At 61.6% G+C, this 22396-nt stretch carries 19 protein-coding genes; 15 read left to right on the top strand and 4 right to left on the bottom strand.

Annotated features, from left to right (window positions below; genetic code table 11):
• Positions 1 to 198 precede the first annotated feature (198 nt).
• Positions 199 to 1542, bottom strand: a complete 1344-nt coding sequence (locus BN1137_RS09625; RefSeq protein ID WP_050718387.1) for a dihydroorotase — start codon at positions 1540 to 1542, stop codon at positions 199 to 201.
• Between the two features lie 840 nt (positions 1543 to 2382).
• Here BN1137_RS09625 and BN1137_RS09620 point away from each other — a divergent pair.
• The 3 genes from BN1137_RS09620 to BN1137_RS09610 all read left to right on the top strand — a co-directional run bounded on the left by BN1137_RS09620 (position 2383) and on the right by BN1137_RS09610 (position 5146).
• Positions 2383 to 3573, top strand: a complete 1191-nt coding sequence (locus BN1137_RS09620) for a hypothetical protein (RefSeq protein ID WP_050718386.1) — start codon at positions 2383 to 2385, stop codon at positions 3571 to 3573.
• An 11-nt stretch (positions 3574 to 3584) separates the two neighbouring features.
• Positions 3585 to 3938, top strand: coding sequence for a hypothetical protein (locus BN1137_RS09615; RefSeq protein ID WP_050718385.1), 354 nt, complete (start codon positions 3585 to 3587; stop codon positions 3936 to 3938).
• A gap of 332 nt (positions 3939 to 4270) precedes the next feature.
• Positions 4271 to 5146 carry a 6-carboxytetrahydropterin synthase gene (locus BN1137_RS09610; protein WP_050718384.1) on the top strand — a complete coding sequence of 292 codons (876 nt, stop codon included), beginning with the start codon at positions 4271 to 4273 and terminating at the stop codon, positions 5144 to 5146.
• Positions 5147 to 5294: 148 nt separating this feature from the next.
• Here BN1137_RS09610 and BN1137_RS09605 read toward each other — a convergent pair whose 3' ends face one another.
• Complete coding sequence (locus tag BN1137_RS09605) at positions 5295 to 5927, bottom strand: LysE family translocator (protein ID WP_050718383.1); 633 nt, start codon at positions 5925 to 5927, stop codon at positions 5295 to 5297.
• A 172-nt stretch (positions 5928 to 6099) separates the two neighbouring features.
• Entirely contained in the window at positions 6100 to 8100 is a 2001-nt protein-coding gene (locus BN1137_RS09600) for a methyl-accepting chemotaxis protein (RefSeq protein WP_408605540.1), read from the bottom strand.
• Between the two features lie 274 nt (positions 8101 to 8374).
• Between BN1137_RS09600 and hinT the strand changes: the two genes are divergently transcribed.
• The 9 genes from hinT to secF all read left to right on the top strand — a co-directional run bounded on the left by hinT (position 8375) and on the right by secF (position 16549).
• On the top strand, positions 8375 to 8725 hold the full coding sequence (gene hinT, locus BN1137_RS09595; protein ID WP_050718381.1) for a purine nucleoside phosphoramidase: 351 nt from the start codon (positions 8375 to 8377) through the stop codon (positions 8723 to 8725).
• Positions 8725 to 10143 carry a COG3014 family protein gene (locus tag BN1137_RS09590; RefSeq protein ID WP_050718380.1) on the top strand — a complete coding sequence of 473 codons (1419 nt, stop codon included), beginning with the start codon at positions 8725 to 8727 and terminating at the stop codon, positions 10141 to 10143. Before hinT ends, BN1137_RS09590 begins: the two co-directional genes overlap by 1 nt.
• A gap of 77 nt (positions 10144 to 10220) precedes the next feature.
• Positions 10221 to 10622, top strand: a complete 402-nt coding sequence (locus tag BN1137_RS09585) for a YcfL family putative periplasmic lipoprotein (RefSeq protein WP_050718379.1) — start codon at positions 10221 to 10223, stop codon at positions 10620 to 10622.
• A complete protein-coding gene (gene lpoB / locus BN1137_RS09580; RefSeq protein ID WP_050718378.1) occupies positions 10622 to 11218 on the top strand; it encodes a penicillin-binding protein activator LpoB in 597 nt (198 codons plus the stop codon). The genes BN1137_RS09585 and lpoB overlap by 1 nt, the downstream gene beginning before the upstream one ends.
• The gene (locus BN1137_RS09575; protein WP_050718377.1) at positions 11208 to 12071 is read left to right on the top strand and encodes a phosphotransferase; all 864 of its coding nucleotides are present in this window, start codon (positions 11208 to 11210) and stop codon (positions 12069 to 12071) included. The genes lpoB and BN1137_RS09575 overlap by 11 nt, the downstream gene beginning before the upstream one ends.
• A 110-nt stretch (positions 12072 to 12181) precedes the next feature.
• Positions 12182 to 13042 carry a DUF6279 family lipoprotein gene (locus tag BN1137_RS09570; RefSeq protein WP_050718376.1) on the top strand — a complete coding sequence of 287 codons (861 nt, stop codon included), beginning with the start codon at positions 12182 to 12184 and terminating at the stop codon, positions 13040 to 13042.
• Between the two features lie 70 nt (positions 13043 to 13112).
• The gene (locus BN1137_RS09565; protein WP_050718375.1) at positions 13113 to 13580 is read left to right on the top strand and encodes a hypothetical protein; all 468 of its coding nucleotides are present in this window, start codon (positions 13113 to 13115) and stop codon (positions 13578 to 13580) included.
• Positions 13581 to 13731: 151 nt separating this feature from the next.
• Complete coding sequence (gene secD, locus BN1137_RS09560; RefSeq protein ID WP_050718374.1) at positions 13732 to 15534, top strand: protein translocase subunit SecD; 1803 nt, start codon at positions 13732 to 13734, stop codon at positions 15532 to 15534.
• Positions 15535 to 15631: 97 nt separating this feature from the next.
• Positions 15632 to 16549 carry a protein translocase subunit SecF gene (gene secF / locus BN1137_RS09555; protein WP_198150621.1) on the top strand — a complete coding sequence of 306 codons (918 nt, stop codon included), beginning with the start codon at positions 15632 to 15634 and terminating at the stop codon, positions 16547 to 16549.
• 89 nt (positions 16550 to 16638) lie between these two features.
• On the opposite strand, the gene BN1137_RS09550 is transcribed toward secF, so the two are convergent.
• A complete protein-coding gene (locus BN1137_RS09550; protein ID WP_050718373.1) occupies positions 16639 to 17241 on the bottom strand; it encodes a DUF924 family protein in 603 nt (200 codons plus the stop codon).
• A gap of 236 nt (positions 17242 to 17477) precedes the next feature.
• Here BN1137_RS09550 and BN1137_RS09545 point away from each other — a divergent pair, with 236 nt between their 5' ends.
• From BN1137_RS09545 to BN1137_RS09535, 3 genes are all read left to right on the top strand, one after another.
• Complete coding sequence (locus BN1137_RS09545; RefSeq protein WP_050718372.1) at positions 17478 to 18389, top strand: DUF808 domain-containing protein; 912 nt, start codon at positions 17478 to 17480, stop codon at positions 18387 to 18389.
• A gap of 177 nt (positions 18390 to 18566) precedes the next feature.
• A complete protein-coding gene (locus BN1137_RS09540; RefSeq protein ID WP_050718371.1) occupies positions 18567 to 20345 on the top strand; it encodes a M3 family oligoendopeptidase in 1779 nt (592 codons plus the stop codon).
• A gap of 179 nt (positions 20346 to 20524) precedes the next feature.
• The gene (locus tag BN1137_RS09535; RefSeq protein WP_050718370.1) at positions 20525 to 22333 is read left to right on the top strand and encodes a M3 family oligoendopeptidase; all 1809 of its coding nucleotides are present in this window, start codon (positions 20525 to 20527) and stop codon (positions 22331 to 22333) included.
• The last annotated feature ends 63 nt before the right edge of the window (positions 22334 to 22396 follow it).

The following is a 22396-nucleotide window of genomic DNA, read 5'->3' as shown; positions in this document are numbered from 1 at the left end:
TTTGCCAGGCGATCTGGCCGTTGGCCAGGGTCACCATCAAGGATGGCGCTCTGGAAGCGGTTAACCTCTCATATCAGCGGTTGAAGGTCAGGCGTTTGCCCAGTACCTGATCGGTGACCTGACCGTTTTGCCAGGCGATCTGGTCATTGACCAGGGTCATCTCAATGATGGCGCTCTGGAAGCGGTTAACCTCTCAGATCAGCGATTGAAGGTCAGGCGCTTGCCCAGTACCTGATCGGTGACCTGGCCGTTTTGCCAGGCGATCTGGCCGTTGACCAGGGTCATCTCGATGGTGCTCTGGAAGCGATAGCCGTTGAACGGCGACCAGCCGCACAGGTAGAGCAGGTTGCTGTCGTTGACCACATAGGGCTTGCCGAGATCCAGCAGCACCAGGTCGGCGAAGTAACCCTCGCGGATGTAGCCGCGATCCTGCACCTGGAAGCGCTCGGCCACAGCGTGGGAGGTCTTCTTGACAATGGTCTCCAGTGAAAACACGCCGTTGTGATAGAGCTCAAGCAGGGCCTGCATGGAGTGCTGTACCAACGGCACGCCAGACGGCGCCTTGAAGTAGCTGTTCTGCTTCTCTTCCCAGGTGTGGGGGGCGTGGTCGGTGGCGATGATGTCAAGCACGTCGTTGCGTACCGCATCGAGCAGGGCGTGCTGGTCGGCGGCTGTCTTCACCGCCGGGTTGCACTTGATCTGGCTGCCCAGGGTGTCGTAGTCCGCCTCATTGAAGAACAGATGGTGAACACACACCTCGGCGGTGATGTTCTTGTCTTTGAGATCCTTCAGATCCGGGGTGGCGGTAAAGAGTGACAGCTCCTTGGCGGAGGTCAGGTGCAGCACGTGCAGCTTGGCGCCGTATTTCTTTGCCAACCCCACCGCCATGCTGGAGGACTTGTAGCAGGCATCGGCGCTGCGGATGCGGCCATGCTCGCGCATCGGCACATCCTCGCCCCACTTGGCGCGGGCTTCATCTTCCAGCACCTTGATGGACGGGGTGTCCTCGCAGTGGGTGACGATCATCACCGGGCTCTCGCGGAAGATGGCGGCCAGGGTCTCCTGGTTGTCCACCAGCATGTTGCCGGTGGAGGCGCCCATGAAGATCTTGATGCCGCAGGACTGCTTGGGATCGAGTTTCTTGATCTCTTCCAGGTTGTCGTTGGTGGCACCCAGATAGAAGCTGTAGTTGGCGGCGGCACCCTTGGCCGCTATCTCGTATTTTGCTTCGAGGGCGTCGATGGTGGTGGTCTGGGGATTGACGTTGGGCATTTCCATGAAGCTGGTGGTGCCACCGGCCACGGCGGCGCGGGATTCGCTGGCGATGGTGCCCTTGTGGGTCAGGCCGGGCTCCCGGAAGTGGACCTGATCATCGATCATCCCGGGGATGAGGTGACGACCGGCGGCATCGATCACCACCGCATCGGGGGCACTGATATCCGGGGCGATGCGAGCGATCCTTTCCCCCTCGATCAACACGTCGGAGGCATAGATGCGGCCTTCGTTGACCAGGGTGGCATTCTTGATAAGCAATTTGTTCATGGGGAGTTCCAGTTCCTTTGCCGGGAATTACAGATATTTATAGTTACAAATCAACAGCTTACTACTTGTTCTGTTCTTCATGGGGCGTATCGGGGCAACCAGGTCCCGCGACAGCATCTGTTCCCAGATCCGATTTGCCACAGCGCTGTGGGTTGAGGCAAACCATTTTCCGTAGACCGATTGTAACATTGCAAGGTCTGCGTGACCCATTTGCGCAGCAATATATGCGAGATTTTAATGGGCGCTCTGCTACTCGCTGGCAACCTCATGTTGTACGGGCTGTTGCGCCGCTCTTGCGTCTCGGCGAGTCCCATTCACTCTTCCTGCAGATGGACGAGAAGTGTTTCGAGATGCTCTGTGAGAGTTCACCCATCTTTGCTGCTCGATGCCTGGCTCAGCATAGCGCCATGCTGAGGTGTGAGATTGCAGGTTGAGGGGATCGAGATACGCCTTGGTGGGGGAGTCATGGCGAGGCCTCGCAAGTGTTGGGGTTGCCAAGGCTCTACATGGACCCTACCCAGCCGCAAGGTATGAGGTCTGAGCTGGGAGTTGTTCGGCGTTAAATATAGTGTTTATTATCAATGCCTTATAAAGATGGCATAGGGAATAATAACGATGCATTTTCCCGTCATGGCGTCATAGATAACGACTTTTTCGTGGTCTAGCCCCGATAGCTGAAGGTCGCCACCCCCTATCCTGTTGTTTAGCCCCCGTTTGTTTTTGCTAGTGCTGGGGGAGTTAAATCTCTACTGGCACTTATGTCAGTAGAGGGGGCCGTGTACTCCAACTAGGTTTCTCGAGCGGTATATCGCCGCAGCTAGAACCAAAAGGAGTTTGAAAATGGCTGAAGTAGATAAGGCAGTACAGACCCTGCAAGACATGTGGTATTTGGCGGCGGTGGATGGCTTGGGACTGGACAAGTCCTCGTTCATGCTGCTCCAACCCGGGGTGGCGTTGCCCTACACCACAGGTGATCTGTGGCAGGTGATCGATGCCATTCCACCCAAAGCGCTGACCACTGTGCTGTCTCTTGGGTCCCTCAACAGCTTCTATCAGGACTACGGTGGCCTGTTCAGCGCAGTCATTGCTCCCATGAGCGATGACTTCAAGCGGGTGATGGGTGACTACTTGAGTGAATGGATGGACTACAAGAAGAAAGTGACCCCCAAAGAGCTCAAAGAGGCCGACGGGTGGCCGGGACTGTTCGAGTTCTGGGCCGGCCAGAATCTACCGGACAACGTGGCCACGACCGCCATTTCAGTCTTTAACAAAGACACCCACAACATCGTCAACGTCGCCTCCAAGAAGTACTACACCAACAGCGATGCGGATCACCCGTTCGATCCCAAGAAAGACACCCTGTACAACATCAAGATCGACGACATCGTCGGCGGTGCCATCGCACATGGCCCGAAAAAAGAAGTGCATGTTGATAGCAAGACCTCCTCCTCCGATGTGTCCACTACCTGGGCAAAAGGTGGGGTGAGCGGCTTCTTCGACATCTTCTCCCTGGGTGGCAGTGGCGGCTACAGCAAGACCACCAGCAAGTTCACCAGCTCGGAAGTCACCATCGACGCCACTTTCCAACATGTGGTGACCGTGCAGACCTTCAAGCCGGGTGATTGGTACAACTCCAGCTTCCTGAACTACGCCTACAAGGGTGAAAATGCCTGGTCCACCGGTAACCCCATCACCTGGGCGAACACCTTCGGGCCGGATGGGAATCTGCAACGCATCATCGAAGGGTTGATCATCGTGGATGGGATCGACATCGTGATGACCTCAGATGCTACTTACTCTGCCGAGGAGCAGAAGGAGATCAATGCACAGGCAAAAGGCGGGGTATGGCCGTTCTTTTCTGTCAATGCCAGCGGGGGTTATAGCTCCAAGGTGAGCTTTAACGATCAGGGCAAGATGACGGTGAAGACCTCCTGTCCCGTGGGTAACCCGGCCATCTTTGGCGCCAATGTGAGGGCGGTTTCGGCCTATGTCTCCGCCTTGGCGCTCCAAGCCTCGGCCATGGCAAAGTGAGGTTCAGAGAGATGCGGAAGATCTTCTTCGCCAGTGTGGCGATGGTGTTCCTCCTTGGCTCACAGCCCGCGATGGCCGCCTATCTCGATTTCTCCACGAATTGGGATGCGCCATCCACGAAGCCGATGAGTAAAAGAGCGGCGACCAATGTGGTCATGCAGTGCAAGACAGTCGCGGCCTATAGCAACATGGCCGGGGCCAGGTCGGGGGCCATGGTGGTTGCGGGTCCCCATGAGACAGCGACGGATAAAAAGACCCACCTGACGGTGCGGCTCTATAAAGACAACGTGCATGAGAAGTCATGCCACGTATACACGGGAAAGAACTTGGACTACAGCAGCTGTGGCTGTGAGTATGTCGATTGACCTGTTGTCATGATGCGCCTGCCTTTGCAGGCGCTTTTTCATGTGTCCTGTCCCAATCAACGCATTATTCCCGCTTGCTCTGCCTTGGCCGTCGCATGCCGTGCTGAAAGGTTTTTCGGTGTTGCTGAATTGCTGGATATTTTGGGACGCGTTGGGGCGGAGGTGTGCTCTAACAAGGAGAGAGTGGGGCTCTTGGCTATGTCGGAGAGGCTGCCACAACCCTCTCACCATATGACTCCGGCCATGTACCGGTAGTAATCGACCGTTCCTTTGCCGATAATCCGGGGTCATAATATCCCAAACCGCACTTTCTCTTTAGCAAGGTCTGAGTGATGAAGTTATTTGTAAGAGATTTGACCGTTATCGACTCCAGCTATCTGTGCGAACGCCGTGGCATGGTCGGGGAGAGCTGGCTGGTCGACATCGAAATGAGCGGTGAGCTCAACGAAATGAGCATGCTGCTGGACTTCGGCCGGGTGAAGAAGCTCATCAAGTCGATCATCGACGAAGAGGTGGATCACAAGCTGCTTGTGCCGACCGGCTGTGGGCTGGTGCACATCGACGCGCTCGACAACGACGAGTGCACCGTGGATCTGCTGCGCCCGACGCGCTCCATCCATCTGCGCAGCCCCTCCCAGGCATTCGCCTTCATTCCCGCCACTCAGGTGGACAAGGAAGCTGTGACCCGCTATCTGCTGGGGGTGTTGGCCACCCGCTTGCCGGGCAATATCAAGGACTTGTCGCTGACCCTGCGCCAAGAGCGCCTCGACGGCGCCTTCTATCACTACAGCCATGGCCTCAAGAAGCACGACGGCAACTGTCAGCGTATCGCCCACGGTCACCGCTCTCCCATCGAGATTTTGGTGGATGGCGAGCGAGACGAAGAGCTGGAGCTGAACTGGGCCGAGCGCTGGAACGATATCTACCTCGGCACCGAAGAAGACAAGGTAGCCCTGTCAGAGCTGGCGTTGAGCGATCTCGCCAAGGCGCATCTGGGTGAGCATCATCTGGGCTTCAAGTACGTGGCGCCCCAGGGGCTGTTCCAGCTCGCCATGCCGGCGGCGGAGGTCGAGATGATCGACACCGACACAACCATTGAGCTGCTGGCCCATTACATCGCCCGCGAAGTCAAAAAGCAGGTGGGTGACAAGTTTGTGAAAATTGTCGCCTATGAAGGGGTTGGCAAGGGCGCTATCGCCTACGCCTGATCTGGCATCCCTGTTCATCGTAAAAGGCTCCCAATGGGAGCCTTTTTGTTGTCTGTGTGATGGAGGCCAGGCGCCTAACTGCGACCCTGGGCTAGCAGGCGGACGGCGAGCAGGCCGAATACCGTGGCCATCCTGTGTGACTGCACGCCTAACTGCGGCCCTGGGCCAGCAGACGGACGGCGAGCAAACCGAGCACGGTGGCCATCAGATAGCGCTGCACCGCGAGCCAGAGCCGGTGGCGGGCAAACCAGCCGGAGATATGGACGGCAGACAGGGCTACTCCCAAGTTGACGGCAGCGCTGATGAGCAGCTGCACCGTGCCGAGCTGCAGGCTCTGGCCGAGCACGGAGCCCGCCTCTGGGCTGATGAACTGGGGCAGCACCGAGAGGTAGAAGATAGCGACCTTGGGGTTGAGCACGCTGGTGAGCAGGCCCATCAGAAACAGTCGGCCGGCGGAGTGGGCCGGCAGGGGCGATGGCTCGAACGGGGAGGTCGAACCCGGCTTTATCCCCTGCCAGGCCATCCACAGCAGGTAGAGGGCGCCGGCGACTTTGAGCAGCTCATAGCCCATGGGGATCGCCATGAAAAGCGCGGTCAGGCCGACGGCGGCGCACAGCATGTGGACGCTGAAACCGAGCACCACGCCGCCCCATGACATGAGGGCCGCCATCCGTCCCTGACAGAGGGCGCGGGAGAGCAGATAGATCATGTTGGGGCCCGGGGTCAGGGCCATCAGCAGGGAGGCGGCGGCAAACAGCAGTAACTGGCTGAGGGAGATCATGACAACATCCTGGGCGCGACAGGGCCGCAAAGGGAAACATAGGGCCATGCTGGCCGAGGGGAGGGCGGCTGTCCGTGACCGGGATCCGGCTTTCATCCTCTGGCCTGCGCGGCAATGAAAACGGCAATGAAAAAGGGGCCAGCTGGCCCCTCACAATGATCTATTTCGACCCTTAGGCACTGAGCCGGAAGCGCTGCACCAGCCCTTCCTGCTGCTCGGCCAGGGTGTCGAGCTGTTGGCTGGTCTCGGCCACTCGCTCTATGCCTTTGTAGTTGAGATCCGAGATGTCGGAGATGCGGTTGAGATTGGTGGCGATGTCGGCGCTGGTGGCTTGCTGCTGTTCGGCGGCGGAGGCTATTTGGCTCGACATGTCGCTGATCAACACCACTATGCCCTGCACCTCTTCCATGGCGTTGTTGGCCTGGGAGCTCTGATCCATGCAGCTGTCCATCTCGCGGGAGCACTCCTGCATCACTGAGACCGCCCGGGCAACCCCCTGCTGCAGGTTCTCGATCATGGTCTGGATCTCGCTGGTGGACTGGGCGGTGCGCCCGGCCAGGCTGCGCACTTCGTCCGCCACCACCGCAAAGCCGCGACCTTGCTCACCGGCGCGGGCGGCTTCGATGGCGGCGTTCAGTGCCAGCAAATTGGTCTGCTCGGCGATGCCGCGGATGACATCGAGAATGTTGCCAATCTGGCCGCTCATGGCGCTCACATCGGCAATGACAGCACCGGTCTGCTGCAGTTTTCCCGCCAGCTGATGGGTGGTGGTGATGTTGCCGGCCATCACCTTGCGGCCCATCTGGGAGGCCTTCTCCACGTCCATCACCCGCTCCAGAGTCTGGTTGGCGGCCTGGGCCACCTCCCGCACCGAAGCTTCCATCTCGGTCATGGCGGCGGCGACCGAGGCGGTCTCCTGGCGCTGCTTCTCGAGATCCGCCCGCACCGATTCGGTGGTGTGGCGGTTGTCATGGGCGGCGCTGTTGAGCTGGTTGGACGCCAGGGAGAGCTGCTTGAGCACATCCCCCATCTGCTGGATCAGCAGATTGATCTGGCTGCCGAGCTGGCCGAATTCGTTCTGGCTCTTGAAGCCAACCCGCTGGGTCATGTCGCCCTGGGTCACCTCGGTCAACACCCGCAGCAATTCTTTCAGCGGACGGCGAATGGCCTTGCCGAGGGTAAAGGCCACCAGGATGGCGATCAGGATGGCGATGGCGATGCTGACAGCCTGGGTGAGGGTGCTCTGGGTCTGCACCTGATCGGAGGCGCGGATGCTGGCGTTCATCAGCTGCTGGCTCTGGGCGGTGATCCCCTCCAGCTGGTTCTGGATGCTGACGATGAGCTGGCTGGCCTGCTTGCTTTGCTCACGCATGGCCTGTTGCTGTTTCATCAGCGCCAGATATTGGGAGAGCAGGCCGTCGGGGGCGCTGGTGTCGCGCACGAAGGCCCGCACATGGTGGCCCACGTCGTTGTCGAAATTGGCAAGCTCCCCTTGCAGATCCTTGATGGTGCTGTTGAAGCTCTCGATCTGCATCTTGTTGCGTTTGAGCGCCGCCTCTATGGGGGTCGGGATGCTCTGATTGAGCGCATCCATGGTGGAGAGCTCGATGGCGGAGAGCTTGGTGGTCAGGGTCTCGGACAGCATCTTGATGAAGCTGTCGTCGATGGAAACCATCATGTCACCGAGGTTCTTCTTGAACTGGGGCAGGCTGACCTGGAACTGGCCCTTGGCCTGATTGACCTTGTGCAATCGGGTGAGCAGGGCTTCGTGCTCGGTGGGCAGGGTCTGGGTCAGTTGCAGATAGTCGCCGACCAGCTTGAGGAGGGCGCTCATCTCCCCTTGCAGCTCAGGGTGCGCCGCGACCTGCTGCTTGAGGGTGGCCAGCATCTTGTCGACTTGCAGCTTGCTCTGCTGCAATTCGGCTACTTCTCCCGGCAGCAGCTTGAGATCTTGCTCGGTCAGCACGTCGGTGAGCCACTTGTTGGCGCTGAGCAGGCTTATCTGGGTTTGGCTGCTGGCGATCACCAGCGGCATTGATTGTTGCGTTACCTGATCCAGCGCCTGGTTGAGCTCGCGCTGGCTGCGAAAGGTCAGCACCGAGGTGGCTACCATCACGGCGACCAGGATGGCAAAGCCTAAATAGACTCTCTGTAAGATAGAGAGGTCTGACATGGTTTGTTTCATTATTGTCCCGCTGTCTATGCAAAAGTCCCTTGCCTGAGTACCCCGTCCCTTTGATACCCTGCACTCCACCTTGTGGGGCTATGCATCGGGTCATGCCGAGGACGTCTCCCTGACTATCGGTATTTTTAACAATAACTGAAGAGAATGGGACAACGGCTGTGTCAAATATCGGCTTGTGTCACACTTGGTGAACCTCGCCGGCAAATTTGGGATTCGCTTGAGGTTTGTGTAGAATTTTCTTTTTCATATAAAGGAGTTACCCATGGCGCATGAAACCATTTTCAGCAAAATAATCCGCAAAGAGATCCCCGCCGACATCCTTTATCAAGACGATCTGGTGACCGCATTTCGCGACATCCAGCCCAAGGCCAGGACCCACATCCTGATCGTGCCCAACGTGCTGATCCCCACCGTCAACGACGTGGAACCGGATCATGAACTGGCGCTCGGTCGCATGTTCACCGTGGCTCGCAAGCTCGCGCAGGAGGCCGGGATCGCCGAAAACGGCTATCGCCTCATCATGAACTGCAACCGCCACGGCGGGCAGGAGGTCTATCACATCCACATGCACCTGGTCGGTGGCCAGCCGCTGGGACCTCTGCTCAGCCTGTGATGCGTCCCGTTTCTATGGCCGGCCTGCTGTTGGCCGGTTTGCTACTGGGGGGCTGCGCCTCCCACTGGCAGGATCTCTTCGTCTCCTATTCGGATCAGATGGTGCCGCTGCGCAACCAGTTGTTGCTGGGTCATGCCGCAGACGCGCTGCCCGAGGTGCGCGAGTCCACCCTGGGGGACGACACCTATGTGCTGGACAGGCTCGAGCAGGGGCGCATCGCCTGGCTCGCCGGGCAGGATGCGGGCAGCAAGCAGGCCTTCGCTGCCGCTGACAGCCGCCTCGCCTGGGAAGACGAACAGGCCCAATACCGGCTGAGCCGTGGCCTGGCTCAGGCGGGCAGCCTGCTCACCAACGACCAGACCATGGCCTATCAGGTGCCCGACTACGAGCGCACCATGCTGCACCATTATCAGGCGCTCAATTATTTGCAGCGGGGCGACGCCGAGGGTGCCCTGGTGGAGGTGCGCCGCGCCAACCAGGTGCAGGAGCGCGCCCTCAAGGCCCGCGCCGACGAGGTACGGGCGGCCAAGGCGCAAGAGGAAGAGGCTGGGGATGAGCAGATGCGCCAGCTCATGTCGCGCGGGGCACCGAGCCTCGATCGGCTGATAGGCCAGGTGAAGAACGGCTTTCAGAACGCCTATACCTTCTATTTCTCGGGAGTCTTGTATGAGGCGAGCGGGGATCTCAACGATGCCTGGGTCGACTATCAGCGTGGCTACCAGATAGCGCCGGATAACCGCAGCCTGCAGGATGCCCTGCTGCGCCTGGCTCGCCTGCGTGGCTCCCCCGACGAGCTGCGCGAGACCGAGCAGAAGCTGGGCCGCAAGGCGCCGCCACTGGTGAAAAATCAGGGCCAACTGGTGGTGCTGTTTGAAGATGGCTTGATCCCGGCGCGACGGGAATTCTTCCTGCCGCTGCCCATTGCCACCTCGGGCGGCGATTTTCGTACCTTTACCGTGGCGGTGCCTTATTACGACAATAGGGCCAGCGACAGCGGCCCCCTGGCGGTGAGCCTGGGGAGTCGCCATGAGCAGACCAGCCCGCTGGTACGGCTCGAGGCGCTGGCCGCCAAAGACTTGCAGGAGCGGCTGCCGGGCATGTTGACCCGTCAGGCGCTGCGGCTGGTGGCCAAGGAGCAGGTGCGGCGCAGTGCCGCCAAGGAGGGGGGAGATGTGGGCAATATTCTGGTTGGTATCTTCAACACCCTGTCCGAGCGGGCCGATACCCGCAGCTGGCTGACGCTGCCGGCCCAGGCCTCCAGTTGGCAAGGGTCACTGCCCGCGGGGGACATAAGGCTCACCCTGGGGGCGGGCAGCGCCATGCGCGAGTTGCCACTCAACATCCATGCCGGGAGCACCACGCTGGTGTGGGTGCAGCGCCTCGGCGCCGGTCTGACCACCCGGGTGATGCCGCTCTAGCGGCAGCGCCAAAGATAATTGATGCCCTTGAGGGTGGCCACCGCTGGCCACCTTTGACGGTCGATAAGGAGACGAGAATGAAAGCTTATGGTGCGGCCCTTGGCCTGATGCTGCTGTTGTCAGCCTGTACCACCAACACCTCCGGCGTGGCGCTCTATGCCCCGGCGGGGGGCGCAGCCCCCCTGGAGACCCATAACAGCTCTCTGGACGTGACCCTGACCGAGCAGAGCCGCCGCCAGCAGAACGGCTTGTTGCAGGTCAACGTGATCCTGGCCAATACCCAGTCCGGGGATAACCATCTGCAATACCTGTTCTATTGGTATGATGGCAGCGGCCAGGAGGTGGCCAGCGATGGTCGCGGCTGGACGCCGATCAAGTTGCACGGCCACCAGAGCCGTACCCTGTCCGCCCTGGCGCCGAACCCGACGGCTCAGGGGTACAGGGTCTATGTCCGTGAAGTGATTGAGGAATCGAACTGATGAAAATGAATCATGCCCTGCTGATGCTGAGCGGCGCCCTGCTGCTTGGCGGCTGTTCCAGCACCACCGTCAGCTATGGCGATGCGACCGAAACCGAGACGGTGACCGTGGATTACGGCTCAAGCGACCTGCAGGCCATAGCTGACAAGATGGCAGACTCCATGCTGAGTTCGCCGGCGACCAGCGAGATCACCGCCGGTGGCCGCCCCGTGATGTTTATGGACTCCATTCGTAACAAGACCTCGGAGCACATCGATACCGAGGCCATCACCGACACTATCCGTACCAAGCTGCTGCGCGCCGGCAAGTTCCGCTTCGTCGACATGAGCAAGGTGGTGGCGGTCAAGCAGCAGCTCGAATACCAGCAGGGCAGTGGCATGGTGGATCCCGCGACCATGGTGCGCCTTGGCAAGCAGACCGGTGCCCGCTACATGGTCTATGGCAACCTGGCCAGCATCGTCAAGGACAATGGCAAGCTGAAGGATGTCTACTACCAGATGACCATGAACCTGATGGATCTGGAGAACGGTGAGCTGCTCTGGGCCGATCAGAAAGAGATCCGCAAGCAGGCTAAGACCTCCACCTTTGGTTGGTAAGTGGCATCAGCCCTGTGGCGATCTTGCTGAGCTGAGTCTGCTGGCCAGCCTGCCGGCACCCTGGTGCCTGGGACGGCTCGAATCCCTGAGCCTTGGCCTCACCAACTGCAACTACCGGCTGCGCCTCCCCTCGGGGCGCAGCTATTTTTTGCGCTGCGGACACCCGGATCCGCTACGGCTCGGCATAGACCGCGCCACCGAGTGGCAACTCTACCAGGGGGCGGTGGGGCAGGGGCTGGCCTTACCCTGTCATTACAGCGACCCCGCCACCGGCCTGATGTTGCTGGACTGGTGCGACGAGCCAAACTGGGCCGCCGCGCCGCCACCATTGGCAGAACAGCCAGCCTTGTTGGCCGAGGTGCTCGGCCGCCTACACCGGCTACCGCTGCCTCGCGTGGTGATGGCGGTGCGAGCCCATGCGAGCGCGTATCGCGACCGTCTTGCCCGCATTCCGGCCTGGCTGCCGGCGCTGGAGCGGGGGCTGCTCGCCAGTCGTGAACCGGACGATTGCTGGCTCCCTTGCCATCATGATCTCAATCCGGCTAACTTGTTGGGGACGCGGCCCTGGGTCATCGACTGGGAGTATGGCGCCGCCGGTCATCCGGGGTTCGAGCTGGCCAGCATAGTGCGCACCCATGGTTGGAGCAAAGAACAGCAGTGCCAGTTGGAGAGCTGCTATCTTGAAGGCAGGGATGGTGCTCATAAGCTGCTAAATGGCAAAGGATTTCAGGCAGACGCCTTCCTGCCCTGGGTCGATTACATCGGCCTGCTGTGGGGCTTGCTGATGGCTGAGCAGCAAGCGGGGCCCGATTATCAGGCCTTGATCGACACTAATCGCCGACGGCTGGAATAGACAGAGTGACGGCGAGTATCCCGGCTGGCTCGGCCCTGATACTACACAGGCTAAGAACGCGGGCCACGAGCCTTTGATGACGCTTATTGTTCAACGAATTGGAGACACGCATGGTAACCACATTCTCATGGCGTCAACCCCGCAGCTGGAGTCTGCTGCTGCTCTGCCTGCTGCTGACGGGCTGCGCCACCCGGGTGATCTATTACTGGCTCGACTCGGCCATCGTCTGGCAACTGGATGACTATTTCTCGCTGGATCGCAGCCAGAAGCAGCTGCTCGACAGCGAAGTGAAGGGGCTGATGGCCTGGCATCGCCAGCATGAGCTGCCTATCTACACCCGGGATCTGGATGCCCTGGCCAAGGCGGTGGCGAGCCCCATGAGCCCGGAGCAGGTCGCCGTGCATCTGGACAAGACGCAGGCCAGCCTGACCCGCACCCTGGAGAACGCCATTCCCCGCACGGTGCGCCTCGCCCGCACCCTCACCGATGCCCAGGTGGCGCACTTCATGCACGATCGGGTGAAACGCCAGCAGGAGCGGCAGCACGACTTTGCCACCGAGTCGAAGACCGAGATGCTCAAGGGTTTTCGGGACAAGATGAACGAGCGGCTGGAGTTCTGGATTGGCAAGGTCAAGCCGGCTCAGGCGCCGCTGATCGCCCAGTGGGCCGAGTGGCAATACGAGATGATGGGCCCCTGGCTCGAGTTTCAGGGGGCCTGGACCATGGAGCTGGAGCGGCTGATGAAGCAGCGCCAGAGCCCGGACTTTGGCAAGGAGCTGACCCGCTTGTTGCAGCAGGGGGATGGCCTGATGGACGGGCGCTTCACCGGCTATACTGATCAGTCCCGCCAGCGCACCATCAAGTGGTTGAGCGATCTTAGCCAGTCGATGGATCTCTCCCAGCGCGCCCACCTCTATACCCTGCTCAAGGACTATGCCGAGGACTTCGCGGCGATGACCAACAACAGCTGATATGACCCCGTCAGCAAGGCCAAGGGCGACCGGCTGCGAGGCTTGTCGCCCTTGTCCTTACGGGGCCGCTATGGTAGTTTGCCCTTTCTATTGTATGGGAATTAACTTTTTGAGCCTGTTGGACAAAGTGAAACTGGCGGCGATGACTCTGCTCATCACCCTCGTACTCTTGTTCTCTACCTTGTCGGTGGAGGGGTTCAAGCTATCTGGCAATCAGTCTGTCCCCGAGCAGACGCTGATTGTCCACGACGTCAGCAACAGCGACGATGGCGTGGTGAAGTTTGTCGGTTCTCATCAAAATTACATGCTGCGCCTCGAACATTCGCTGCGCAGCGACAATGCCCCTCATAACGTCGTCTACGAGCTGGTCATGAGCTGGTCTCAGCAGGCCATCTTGCTGCTGCTGTACGGCCTTCTGCTCTACGCTGCCCTGTTCTACCCCAGAAGCAGCTTCCTCGATCACTTCGCCACCATTCATCGACGCCGCTTGCAGCGCCGACATCTGCAATACCGCTTCTCCCAGAGTTATATCGCCTGACTCCGATGGGGTCCGGTTTCCCGCTGTAGCCTCATCTTCTTCTCTATCTGTTCACTTTTAGTGAACGGAATGTCTGTCTTGTTTCATTTTCCTGCGTGGTGCGAACCCTCGGCTTCGTGCCCGCCGCCTTCTCCTGACAGAGGCTTTTGCCATGAGAAAAAAGAGTCGTCTTACCCTGAACCGCATGAGCATGTGGCAGTACGCCCTGCTGCTGCTCATGCTGCTCACCTTTACCTTTTATTCCCTGCCCACCTTCTTCGGTGAGCAGCCTTCCCTCGGCCTGCACGGCCAGACCAGCCTGACCGAGGCGCAGCGCACTCTGCTGCGCGATAACCAGATAGAGCCGGTCAAGCAGGTGCAACAGAAAGAGCGGGTCGAGCTGGTGTTCAACAGCCAGTCCGAGCAACAGCGCGCCAAGCAGCTGCTGGAGCAGCAAGGCTATGACAGCGCGGCCCTGACCCTGGAGTTCTACTCCAATGCCCCGACCTGGATAAGCCAACTCGGCGCCGCTCCCATCAAGCTTGGGCTGGACTTGCGTGGTGGCTCCCAGCTGCTGATCGGGGTCGATCTCAGCTTCGTGGTGGACAACCAGACCAAGAACCTGGTGGACTCCCTGCGCACCCAGTTTCGCGAGGCGCGCCTGCGAGGCGCCAACGTGGCACGGGTAGCGGAAGGGGAGGTGCGCGTCATCTTGCCGGAGGCGGTGGACGAAACCCCCTGGCTCAACATCATCAAGGAGAGTGCCGGTACCCGTCAGGATCAGTGGACCCAGAAGCGCAGCGGCAACGAACTGCGGCTGGTGATGAGCGAGGCCGAGCGCACCCTGCTCGCCAACAACGCCGTGACCCAGAACCTGTCGATTTTGAAAAAGCGGATCAACGAACTCGGCATCGTCGAGGCCTCGGTTCAGCGTCAGGGCCTGGACGGCATTCGCATCGAGCTGCCCGGGGTGCACAACCCGAAACAGGCCAAGGAAGTGATCGGTGCCACCGCGTCGCTCGCCTTTTATCAGGCCAAGCCGGACAGCCACTTCTTCATGGCGGATCGCAACGGTCAGGCCGTGGGCATGGCCCGCAAGCCGGTGCTGACCGGTGAGCACATCGTCGATGCCCGCGCCGGCATGGGGGAGATGGGTCAGCCTCAGGTGAGCATAGTGCTCGATACCCTGGGGGGCAGCAAGATGAACCAGTTCAGCCGCCAGCACGTGGGCAGCGCCATGGCCACCGTCTTCACCGAATACAAGACCAACAGCCAGGGCAAGCTACGCGCCCAGAGCGAGGTGATCAACGTCGCCACCATTCAGACCGCGCTCGGTAACCAGTTCCGCATCACAGGCCTTGCCAGCGTGCCGGAAGCCCAGGAACTCGCCATGCTGCTGCGCGCCGGCGCTCTCACCGCGCCGCTCAAGATCCTGGAGGAGCGCTCCATAGGCCCGACCCTAGGTCTGCAGAACATCGAGGCGGGCTTCACCGCCCTGGCGTTTGGCATGGCCGGCATGATGCTGTTCATGATGGCCTGGTATCGCAAGTTCGGCTGGGTCGCCATCACGGCGCTCATCGGCAACCTGCTGATGCAGGTGGGCATGTTGGCGGTGTTGCCGGGGGCCGTATTGACCCTGCCGGGTATCGCCGGCCTGGTGCTCACCGTCGGCATGGCGGTGGATACCCACGTGCTTATCTTTGAGCGGATCAAAGACAGGCTGCGGGAGGGTGGGAGTCTGGCCAACGCCATCGATTTTGGTTATCGCTCGGCCTTCAGCACCATCTTCGATGCCAACATCACCACCCTGATCTGCGCCGTGGTGCTCTACTCCATCGGCTCCGGCCCGTTGCAGGGCTTCTCCATCACCCTGATCCTGGGGCTCATCTCCAGCATGGTGACCGGCATCTGGGGCACCCGCGCCATCATCAACCCCCTGTGGGGCAAGAGCAGCGCCAAGCTGCTGAGGGTATGACCATGAGCAGAGAGACCAAGCTGTGTCATGGCGCCGCGCATCGCGCCACTTGCCTCCCGCAGGAGATCCTGCGTCATCTGTTGCCGAGGGTAGAACAATGCTGAGAATGATCGTTGCCATGGGCCTGACCCGCTGGCGTTACATTGGTTTGTGGATGTCCGTGCTGCTGACCGTGGCCAGCATCGCCGTGCTGGCCATCAACGGCCTGTCGCTCGGGCTCGACTTCACCGGCGGCATCCTGCTGGAGTTTCGTATCCAGACCCTGAAGGAGGCCCATGAGCTCAACGCCCTGCTGAGCGCTCCCCTGGCGGGGGCGGTGGAGCTGAGCGGCGCCGGTATCCCGGGGGAGTGGCTGATCAAGCTGCCGCCCCACGAGCTGCCCTGGCCGGCCGAGGAGCTGGCGACCATGCTGGGTCAGCAGCTGAACCTGCCGGTAGAGCTGCTGCGCACCACCATAGTCGGGCCTCAGGTGGGCGCCGAGCTGTTCCAGCAGGGCATGCTGGCGGTGCTGGTGGCGTCCCTGGCCATCTCCGGTTATCTGGCGGTGCGCTTCGAGTGGCGCCAGGCTATTGGCATCCTGGTGTCGGTACTGCACGACGGCCTGGTGGCGATGGGGCTGCTGGCGCTGTTTAACATCGAGTTTGACCTCAACGTGATTGCCGGTTTGATGGCGGTGATTGGGTATTCGCTCAACGACAGCATCGTCATCTCTGACAGGTTGCGGGACCTGCTCAGCTCGCGCACCCAGATGGGGATCCACGAATGTTCGGACGTGGCCATCAAGGCTACCTTCAGTCGCACCATGATCACCTCGGGCACCACGCTCTTTACCGTAGGCGCCTTGCTGCTGTTTGGCGGCGATGCACTCTACGGCTTCTCCTTCACCCTGTTCGCCGGCATCCTGGTGGGGACGCTCTCCTCCATCACCGTGGCCTCCACCGTGCAGGAGCTGCTGGGACTCTCGCCCCAGGCCTATCAGAAGAAAGAGGAAGAGACCCTGGCCGAGGCGGCCTGACGCTTTGCTCTTAGCATTGAGAGACTATGTCGCAATAAGAAACGGGCCAGTTGGCCCGTTTTTTTATGTTTTGGCACACTGCCGCCGACCTAGAATCCCGAACCGGGCTGCTGCAAGAAGGCGGTCTCTTCCCCTTGGTCGGTGCGGCCCAGAATGGCGTTGCGATGGGGGAAACGGCCGAAGCGCTCGACGATCACCTGGTGGCGGCGGGCGAAATCCGCAAAACCCTCGAAGGTGGTGCTGGCAGGCGCGCTGGCCTGCTCGGCCGCCAGCGCCTCGAACAGGGCCACGCTCCTGGCCTGTTGCTCGCGCGATTCCGTATGTTCGAGGGGCAGGTAGAAGAAGACCCGGCCAAGGGGCGAGAGCGCCTGATCCGCCCCCAGCACCAGCCCCTTCAGGCAAAGCTCCCGCGCCTTGGCATCCTGGGCGAAGGCACCCGGGGTACCCCGATGGATGTTGCGCGGCAGCTGATCCAGCAGCAGGATCAGCGCGAGCCGTCCGGCGGGCACCTCGGCCCAGGCATCCAGCGCGCCTGTGGCGGCGGCCTCGGCCAGTTCACCGAAGCGGTTTTCGAGCAGAGCATCGGTCTCGTCACTCTTTCCCCACCAGAGCGGGGATTGGCGCTTGGCGCGGGTGCTGTCGTCGGCGTCATCGCCAAACCAGAAATCGAGTAAAGGTTGCCAGGGCTGCATGGAAACTCCTTGAGACAAGAGGGCTCATGGGGGAACAAGGCCAATTGACCCTGTCATGGGTGCTGCCGAAACGGCGGCTTCTCGCTACACTGTGCCATCTTTTGCCCGAAATGAGGAAGTCTCCATGATGCCCGGAGCCCCTTTGTTGCCACTGCTCGACGCCGTGGCGCAGATTACCAAGGCGCGCGTCTGGATATCGAGGGACTGTCTCGCTACCGATATGAGGAATGCTTGATATGGCCGGAACCAGTTTGTTGGCCCTGCTCGATGACATTGCCAGCGTGCTCGATGACGTGGCGTTGATGACCAAGACTGCGGCCAAGAAGACCGCCGGGGTGCTGGGGGACGATCTCGCCCTCAACGCCGAGCAGGTCTCCGGGGTACGGGCGGAGCGGGAGCTGCCGGTGGTGTGGGCGGTGGCCAAGGGGTCGTTTCGCAACAAGCTCATTTTAGTGCCGGCGGCCATCGCCATCAGCGTGCTGGTGCCCTGGCTCATCACCCCCTTGCTGATGTTGGGAGGTGCCTACCTCTGCTTCGAGGGGGCGGAGAAGCTGGCTCACAAGTTTCTGCCTCACGAGGCCGAGGGGGAAAAGGCGGCGGCCATCCCGGACGATCTGCACGCCTACGAGCAACAGAAGATCAAGGGGGCCATTCGCACCGATTTCATCCTCTCCGCCGAGATCATCGTTATCGCCCTTGGCACTGTGCAGGGCACCAGCCTAGGTCTGCAGATCTCGGTGGTGGCGGGCATCGCCCTGCTGATGACGATCGGGGTCTACGGTCTGGTGGGGCTCATCGTCAAGCTCGACGACATCGGCCTGCACCTGCTGCAAAAACCGGATGGTGGCGCTCTGCGCCGGGCGGTTGGGCGGGGGTTGCTGGCGACGGCGCCCCGTTTGATGCACCTGCTGGCTCTGGTCGGCACCATCGCCATGTTCATGGTCGGTGGCGGCATCCTGGTCCACGGCTGGCCCTTCGTTCATCACCTCATCGAAGGATTTGCTGCGAGCCTGGCTCCCCTGGCCGGGGTGGGCGCTGTGCTTGCCGCCGTGACGCCGACCCTGCTCAACGCCCTGGTGGGGGTGCTGGCGGGTCTGGTGCTGGTGCTGGCCATGACCCTGGTGAGTAAGCTAAAACCCGCCAAATAACGACGCCTTGGGTGAGTGTGACCCCGACCGACAGGGGCCGTCACATCCCCCATGGATTGTCCTCTTTGTTGACCAGGATGGGGGCTAGGCAATCGCCAGCCCCCTTCGTACTATTTGGCGGCGACTGCCCACAGAGGCGGCGCCACCCGATTTGGACGCAAACCAACAAGGAAAGTTATGACTCCACTCGTCTGGCAGGATGATCACATCTATGCCGCCCCCGACTGCCCGGCCGTCGACGCCGATTTTCACCACGCCGAACACCTGCTTGCCACCCTGAGCCCATTGCTTACCGAGCTGCCCGCGACCCGAGAGATCAACGGGCTGCGCCACCTGCTGCGCGCCATTGGGGGGCAGGCCGATGAGGTGACGCGGCTGGCCCATAATGCCCGGGTCTACGGCTACAACCGGCTGAGCCGCAATGGCCGCGATGAGCCTGCCAAGCGGCTGCTCTCGCGTGCTCAGCGGTTGCAGGCCAGCCTGGCTCAGCTCATCAAACCGGTGGACCTGTTCTGGGTGAATCTGCCCGAGCCGCAGCTGCGGCTCTTGCTGCAAGATCCCGAGCTGTTCGAGCAGGCCTATGCCATTCGCCACGCCCGCCGCCTGCAGGAGCAGCGCCTGTCGCTCGAGTCCGAGCAGTTGATAGAGGCGCTCGGGGTGGACGGCCTGCAAGCCTGGGGAGATCTCTACGACGGCCTGGTGGGCCGGCTTTGCCCCCTGGTGGAGGGGGAAGCCATGGGGCTGGCGCAGGCGGACAATCTGCTGTCCCACCCGGACAGAGTGCGGCGTGCCCAGGCCTGGCACGGCATCCAGGCTGCCTGGGCCGGGGAGCAGGAGACGGTGGCGGCAATCTTGAATGCCATCAACGGCTGGCGCAACGAGCTCGCCGCCCAGCGCGGCAAGCAGCGGCTGCTCGATGCGCTGGACGTTTCTTGTCATCAGGGTCATCTCGAGCGCATCACGCTGGAGACGCTGATGGGGGAGGTTGAGGCCCACAAGACGTTGGGCAGGCGGGCCTTGCAGGCCATGGCCAGCGCCCAGGGGATAGCGGATTTCGCCCCCTGGGATCTCTATGCGCCGCCCCCGGCGACGAGTTCGGTCGCTATCAGTGCGGAGCAGGCCCTCGCCCTGGTAACGGATGCCTTCGCCAGTTTCGATCCCGAGATGGGGGCCTTCGTGCAGATGATGGTCGAGCGGGGCTGGATTGATGCCAACCCGAGCGAGCACAGGCGCAGCGGCGCCTACAGCAACGAATATGCCCATCCCGCCGAGCCGCGGGTGTTTCTCACCTTCGAGGGCACCCTGGACAACGTCATCAGCCTGGCCCATGAGCTCGGCCACGCCTGGCACGGCTGGTTGCTGCGTGATTTGCCGCTGGCACAGCGGGATTACCCCATCACGCTGGCCGAGACGGCCTCCCTGTTTGCCGAGACCCTGGTACGGGAGGCGCTGTACGAGCGCACGGAGACCCGGGAGCTGCGCCGGGACATCGCCTGGATGGAAGGGGATCGGGCCGCCAGCATGCTGCTCGACATTCCGTCACGCTTCCAGTTCGAGCGGGTGCTGGCGACGGCGCGAGGGCAGGGCTATGTGGGGGCGAGCCAGCTCAGCGCCATGATGAAATCTGCCAGGGAGCAGTGGTATGGTGACAGCCTCAGTCAATATGACGAGCTGTTCTGGGCCAGCAAGTGCCACTTTTCCCTCGCCGAGTGCGGTTTTTACAACTACCCCTATCTGTTTGGCTACCTGCTCAGCCTGGGGCTCCATGCCCAGAAGGCGCGGACCGGGGCGGAGTTTGCCCCGGCCTACCGGGCGCTGCTGCGTGACACCGGCCGCATGAGCGCCGAGGATCTGGTGGAGAAGCACCTGGGAGTCGACATTCGCGAGCCCGCCTTCTGGCAGGAGAGCCTGCATCAGGTGGAGGAGGCGATCAGCCGCCTCGAACGGCTGGTGTGATAAACCCGCCCCTGAGCAGGCCGGAGAGTCAGCACCCTGTCGCAGAGGCGTTCGGCCGCCTCGAGCGGTTGGCGTAGTCCATTTTCATAGTGGCTTTTATTCGTGGCCCTTTATGGTGGCCACCCCATGCTATGACGGGCCAGTCCCGTCGCTTGATAACGAGTCAACACGAGCGTCCGATGCAACAACGAGCCTACCCACAGCAGTGGCACAACCAGCATATCTACCCCTCCCTCGACAGCAGCGTGCTGGAGGCGGACATGAGCCTGGCCCGCGCCAGCCTCGCCGAGCTTGCCAGCTTCATCGAGGGGCTGGCGGCGGTGCGTGAGCAAGCCGATGCCCTGCGGGATTTCCTGCGCGAGGTACGCCTGCGTGCCCAGCGCATTCGCAACATCGGCTGGAACATCTCGGTGCTGGCGGCCTCACAGGGCAGTCAGGATGCCAGGGATGCGCTGGCCAAGCAGCTGGCCTCTCGCGCCCGCGCCCTCAATGCGGATCTGTTCAAGACCCTGGCGCCGGTGGAAGACTTGATGCTGGGGCTACCAGCGCCCGAGTTTGAGCAGCTGATGCAGGATCCCCTGCTCGGCGAAGAGGATTACCGTCTGCGCCATGAGCGCCGGTTGCAGGATCAGCGCCTGCCGGTGGAGGCGGAGCAGTTGGTGATAGGGCTTGGCACCGATGGCCTGCACGGCTGGGGCAACCTCTACAACGATCTGGTGGGTAAAATTCGCCTGACCATCGCCGGACAGGAGCGGGGGCTGGCCGAGGCGAGCAACCTGCTGTCGAGCCCGGACAGGGCCCTGCGCCGTGAGGCGTTCGATGCCATCAGCGCCGCCTGGGCGGGGGAGCAGGAGACGGTGGCCGCCATTCTCAACGCCTTGAATGGCTGGCGCCTCGAGCTGGCGCGTCAGCGTGGCAAGCTGCGGTTGCTGGATGCCCTGGATCTCTCCTGCCACCAGAGTCACATCGAGCGCGCCACCCTGGATACCCTGATGGCCGAGACCTATCAGGCCCGCGGACTGGGCCAGCGCGCGCTGGCGCTGATGGCCGGCAAGCTCGGCATCTCGGACCTTGGGCCGGAGGACTTGTTCGCGCCGCCCCCGGCCGCGATCAGTCGGGTCATCTCCTTCGAGGAGGCCATCGAGCTCATCGCCGAGGCTTTCGCCCGCTTCGATCCCGAGATGGGGGCGTTTGCCCGCATGATGGCCGAACGCGGCTGGATCGACGCGGCGCCCACCCCGAACCGGCGCACCGGTGCCTATTGCACCAAGTTTGCCGATCCGGTGGAGCCACGGGTCTTCATCACCTACGCCGGCACCATGGACAACGTCATCACCCTGGCCCACGAGCTGGGCCATGCCTGGCACAACTGGCTCATTCGCGATCTGCCCATGAGCCAGCGCAGCTACCCCATGACCCTGGCGGAAACCGCCTCCATCTTCGCCGAGACGCTGGTGCGCAGCGCCTTGTTCGAGCAGGCCGACAGTCCGGAGCAGCGCCAGGCCATCGCCTGGGCCGAGGCCGATGGCGCCGCCACCTTCCTGGTCAATATTCCGGCCCGTTTTGACTTCGAACGGGCGCTGGTGACGGCTCGCGAGCAGGGCTATGTCTCGGCCGAGCGGCTCAAGGCCATGACGGACGAGGCCTGGGGCCGCTGGTATGAGGGCAGCCTCAGCCGCTATCACCCCATGTTCTGGGCCGCCAAGGCGCACTTCTCCATCGCCGGACTCGGCTTTTATAACTATCCCTACCTGTTTGGCTACCTGTTTAGCCTCGGAGTCTATCACCAGCTGATGAGCCGCAAGGCCGCAGGAGAAACGGATGTGGCCCAGGCCTATCGCGCCCTGCTGCGCGACACCGGCCGCATGAGCGCAGAGGCGCTGGTGGAGAAACACCTGGGGCAGGATATTCGCGAGGCGGCCTTCTGGCAGGGCAGTCTGGCGCTGGTGGCCGAGGCGGTGACGCGTTTCGAGCAGACGCAGGGCTGAGGCCCGGCGATTTGTTACACAGAACGAGGTCCCGCCGAGATGGCGGGATTTCTTTTGTCGGGC

Source organism: Aeromonas tecta, assembly GCF_000820185.1.
In the GTDB taxonomy this organism is placed as follows: domain Bacteria; phylum Pseudomonadota; class Gammaproteobacteria; order Enterobacterales; family Aeromonadaceae; genus Aeromonas; species Aeromonas tecta.
This window is presented reverse-complemented; position numbering and strand designations above follow the sequence as displayed.

Coding starts and splice junctions, on each gene's coding strand:
- BN1137_RS09540 (WP_050718371.1), top strand. CDS start 18,567: ATGACTCCACTCGTCTGGCAGGATGATCACATCTATGCCGCCCCCGAC.
- BN1137_RS09550 (WP_050718373.1), bottom strand. CDS start 17,241: ATGCAGCCCTGGCAACCTTTACTCGATTTCTGGTTTGGCGATGACGCC.
- BN1137_RS09535 (WP_050718370.1), top strand. CDS start 20,525: ATGCAACAACGAGCCTACCCACAGCAGTGGCACAACCAGCATATCTAC.
- BN1137_RS09610 (WP_050718384.1), top strand. CDS start 4,271: ATGAAGTTATTTGTAAGAGATTTGACCGTTATCGACTCCAGCTATCTG.
- lpoB (WP_050718378.1), top strand. CDS start 10,622: ATGAAAATGAATCATGCCCTGCTGATGCTGAGCGGCGCCCTGCTGCTT.
- BN1137_RS09590 (WP_050718380.1), top strand. CDS start 8,725: ATGCGTCCCGTTTCTATGGCCGGCCTGCTGTTGGCCGGTTTGCTACTG.
- BN1137_RS09585 (WP_050718379.1), top strand. CDS start 10,221: ATGAAAGCTTATGGTGCGGCCCTTGGCCTGATGCTGCTGTTGTCAGCC.
- BN1137_RS09615 (WP_050718385.1), top strand. CDS start 3,585: ATGCGGAAGATCTTCTTCGCCAGTGTGGCGATGGTGTTCCTCCTTGGC.
- BN1137_RS09570 (WP_050718376.1), top strand. CDS start 12,182: ATGGTAACCACATTCTCATGGCGTCAACCCCGCAGCTGGAGTCTGCTG.
- BN1137_RS09545 (WP_050718372.1), top strand. CDS start 17,478: ATGGCCGGAACCAGTTTGTTGGCCCTGCTCGATGACATTGCCAGCGTG.
- BN1137_RS09605 (WP_050718383.1), bottom strand. CDS start 5,927: ATGATCTCCCTCAGCCAGTTACTGCTGTTTGCCGCCGCCTCCCTGCTG.
- BN1137_RS09600 (WP_408605540.1), bottom strand. CDS start 8,100: ATGTCAGACCTCTCTATCTTACAGAGAGTCTATTTAGGCTTTGCCATC.
- secD (WP_050718374.1), top strand. CDS start 13,732: ATGAGAAAAAAGAGTCGTCTTACCCTGAACCGCATGAGCATGTGGCAG.
- secF (WP_198150621.1), top strand. CDS start 15,632: ATGCTGAGAATGATCGTTGCCATGGGCCTGACCCGCTGGCGTTACATT.
- BN1137_RS09620 (WP_050718386.1), top strand. CDS start 2,383: ATGGCTGAAGTAGATAAGGCAGTACAGACCCTGCAAGACATGTGGTAT.
- BN1137_RS09625 (WP_050718387.1), bottom strand. CDS start 1,542: ATGAACAAATTGCTTATCAAGAATGCCACCCTGGTCAACGAAGGCCGC.
- BN1137_RS09565 (WP_050718375.1), top strand. CDS start 13,113: ATGGTAGTTTGCCCTTTCTATTGTATGGGAATTAACTTTTTGAGCCTG.
- hinT (WP_050718381.1), top strand. CDS start 8,375: ATGGCGCATGAAACCATTTTCAGCAAAATAATCCGCAAAGAGATCCCC.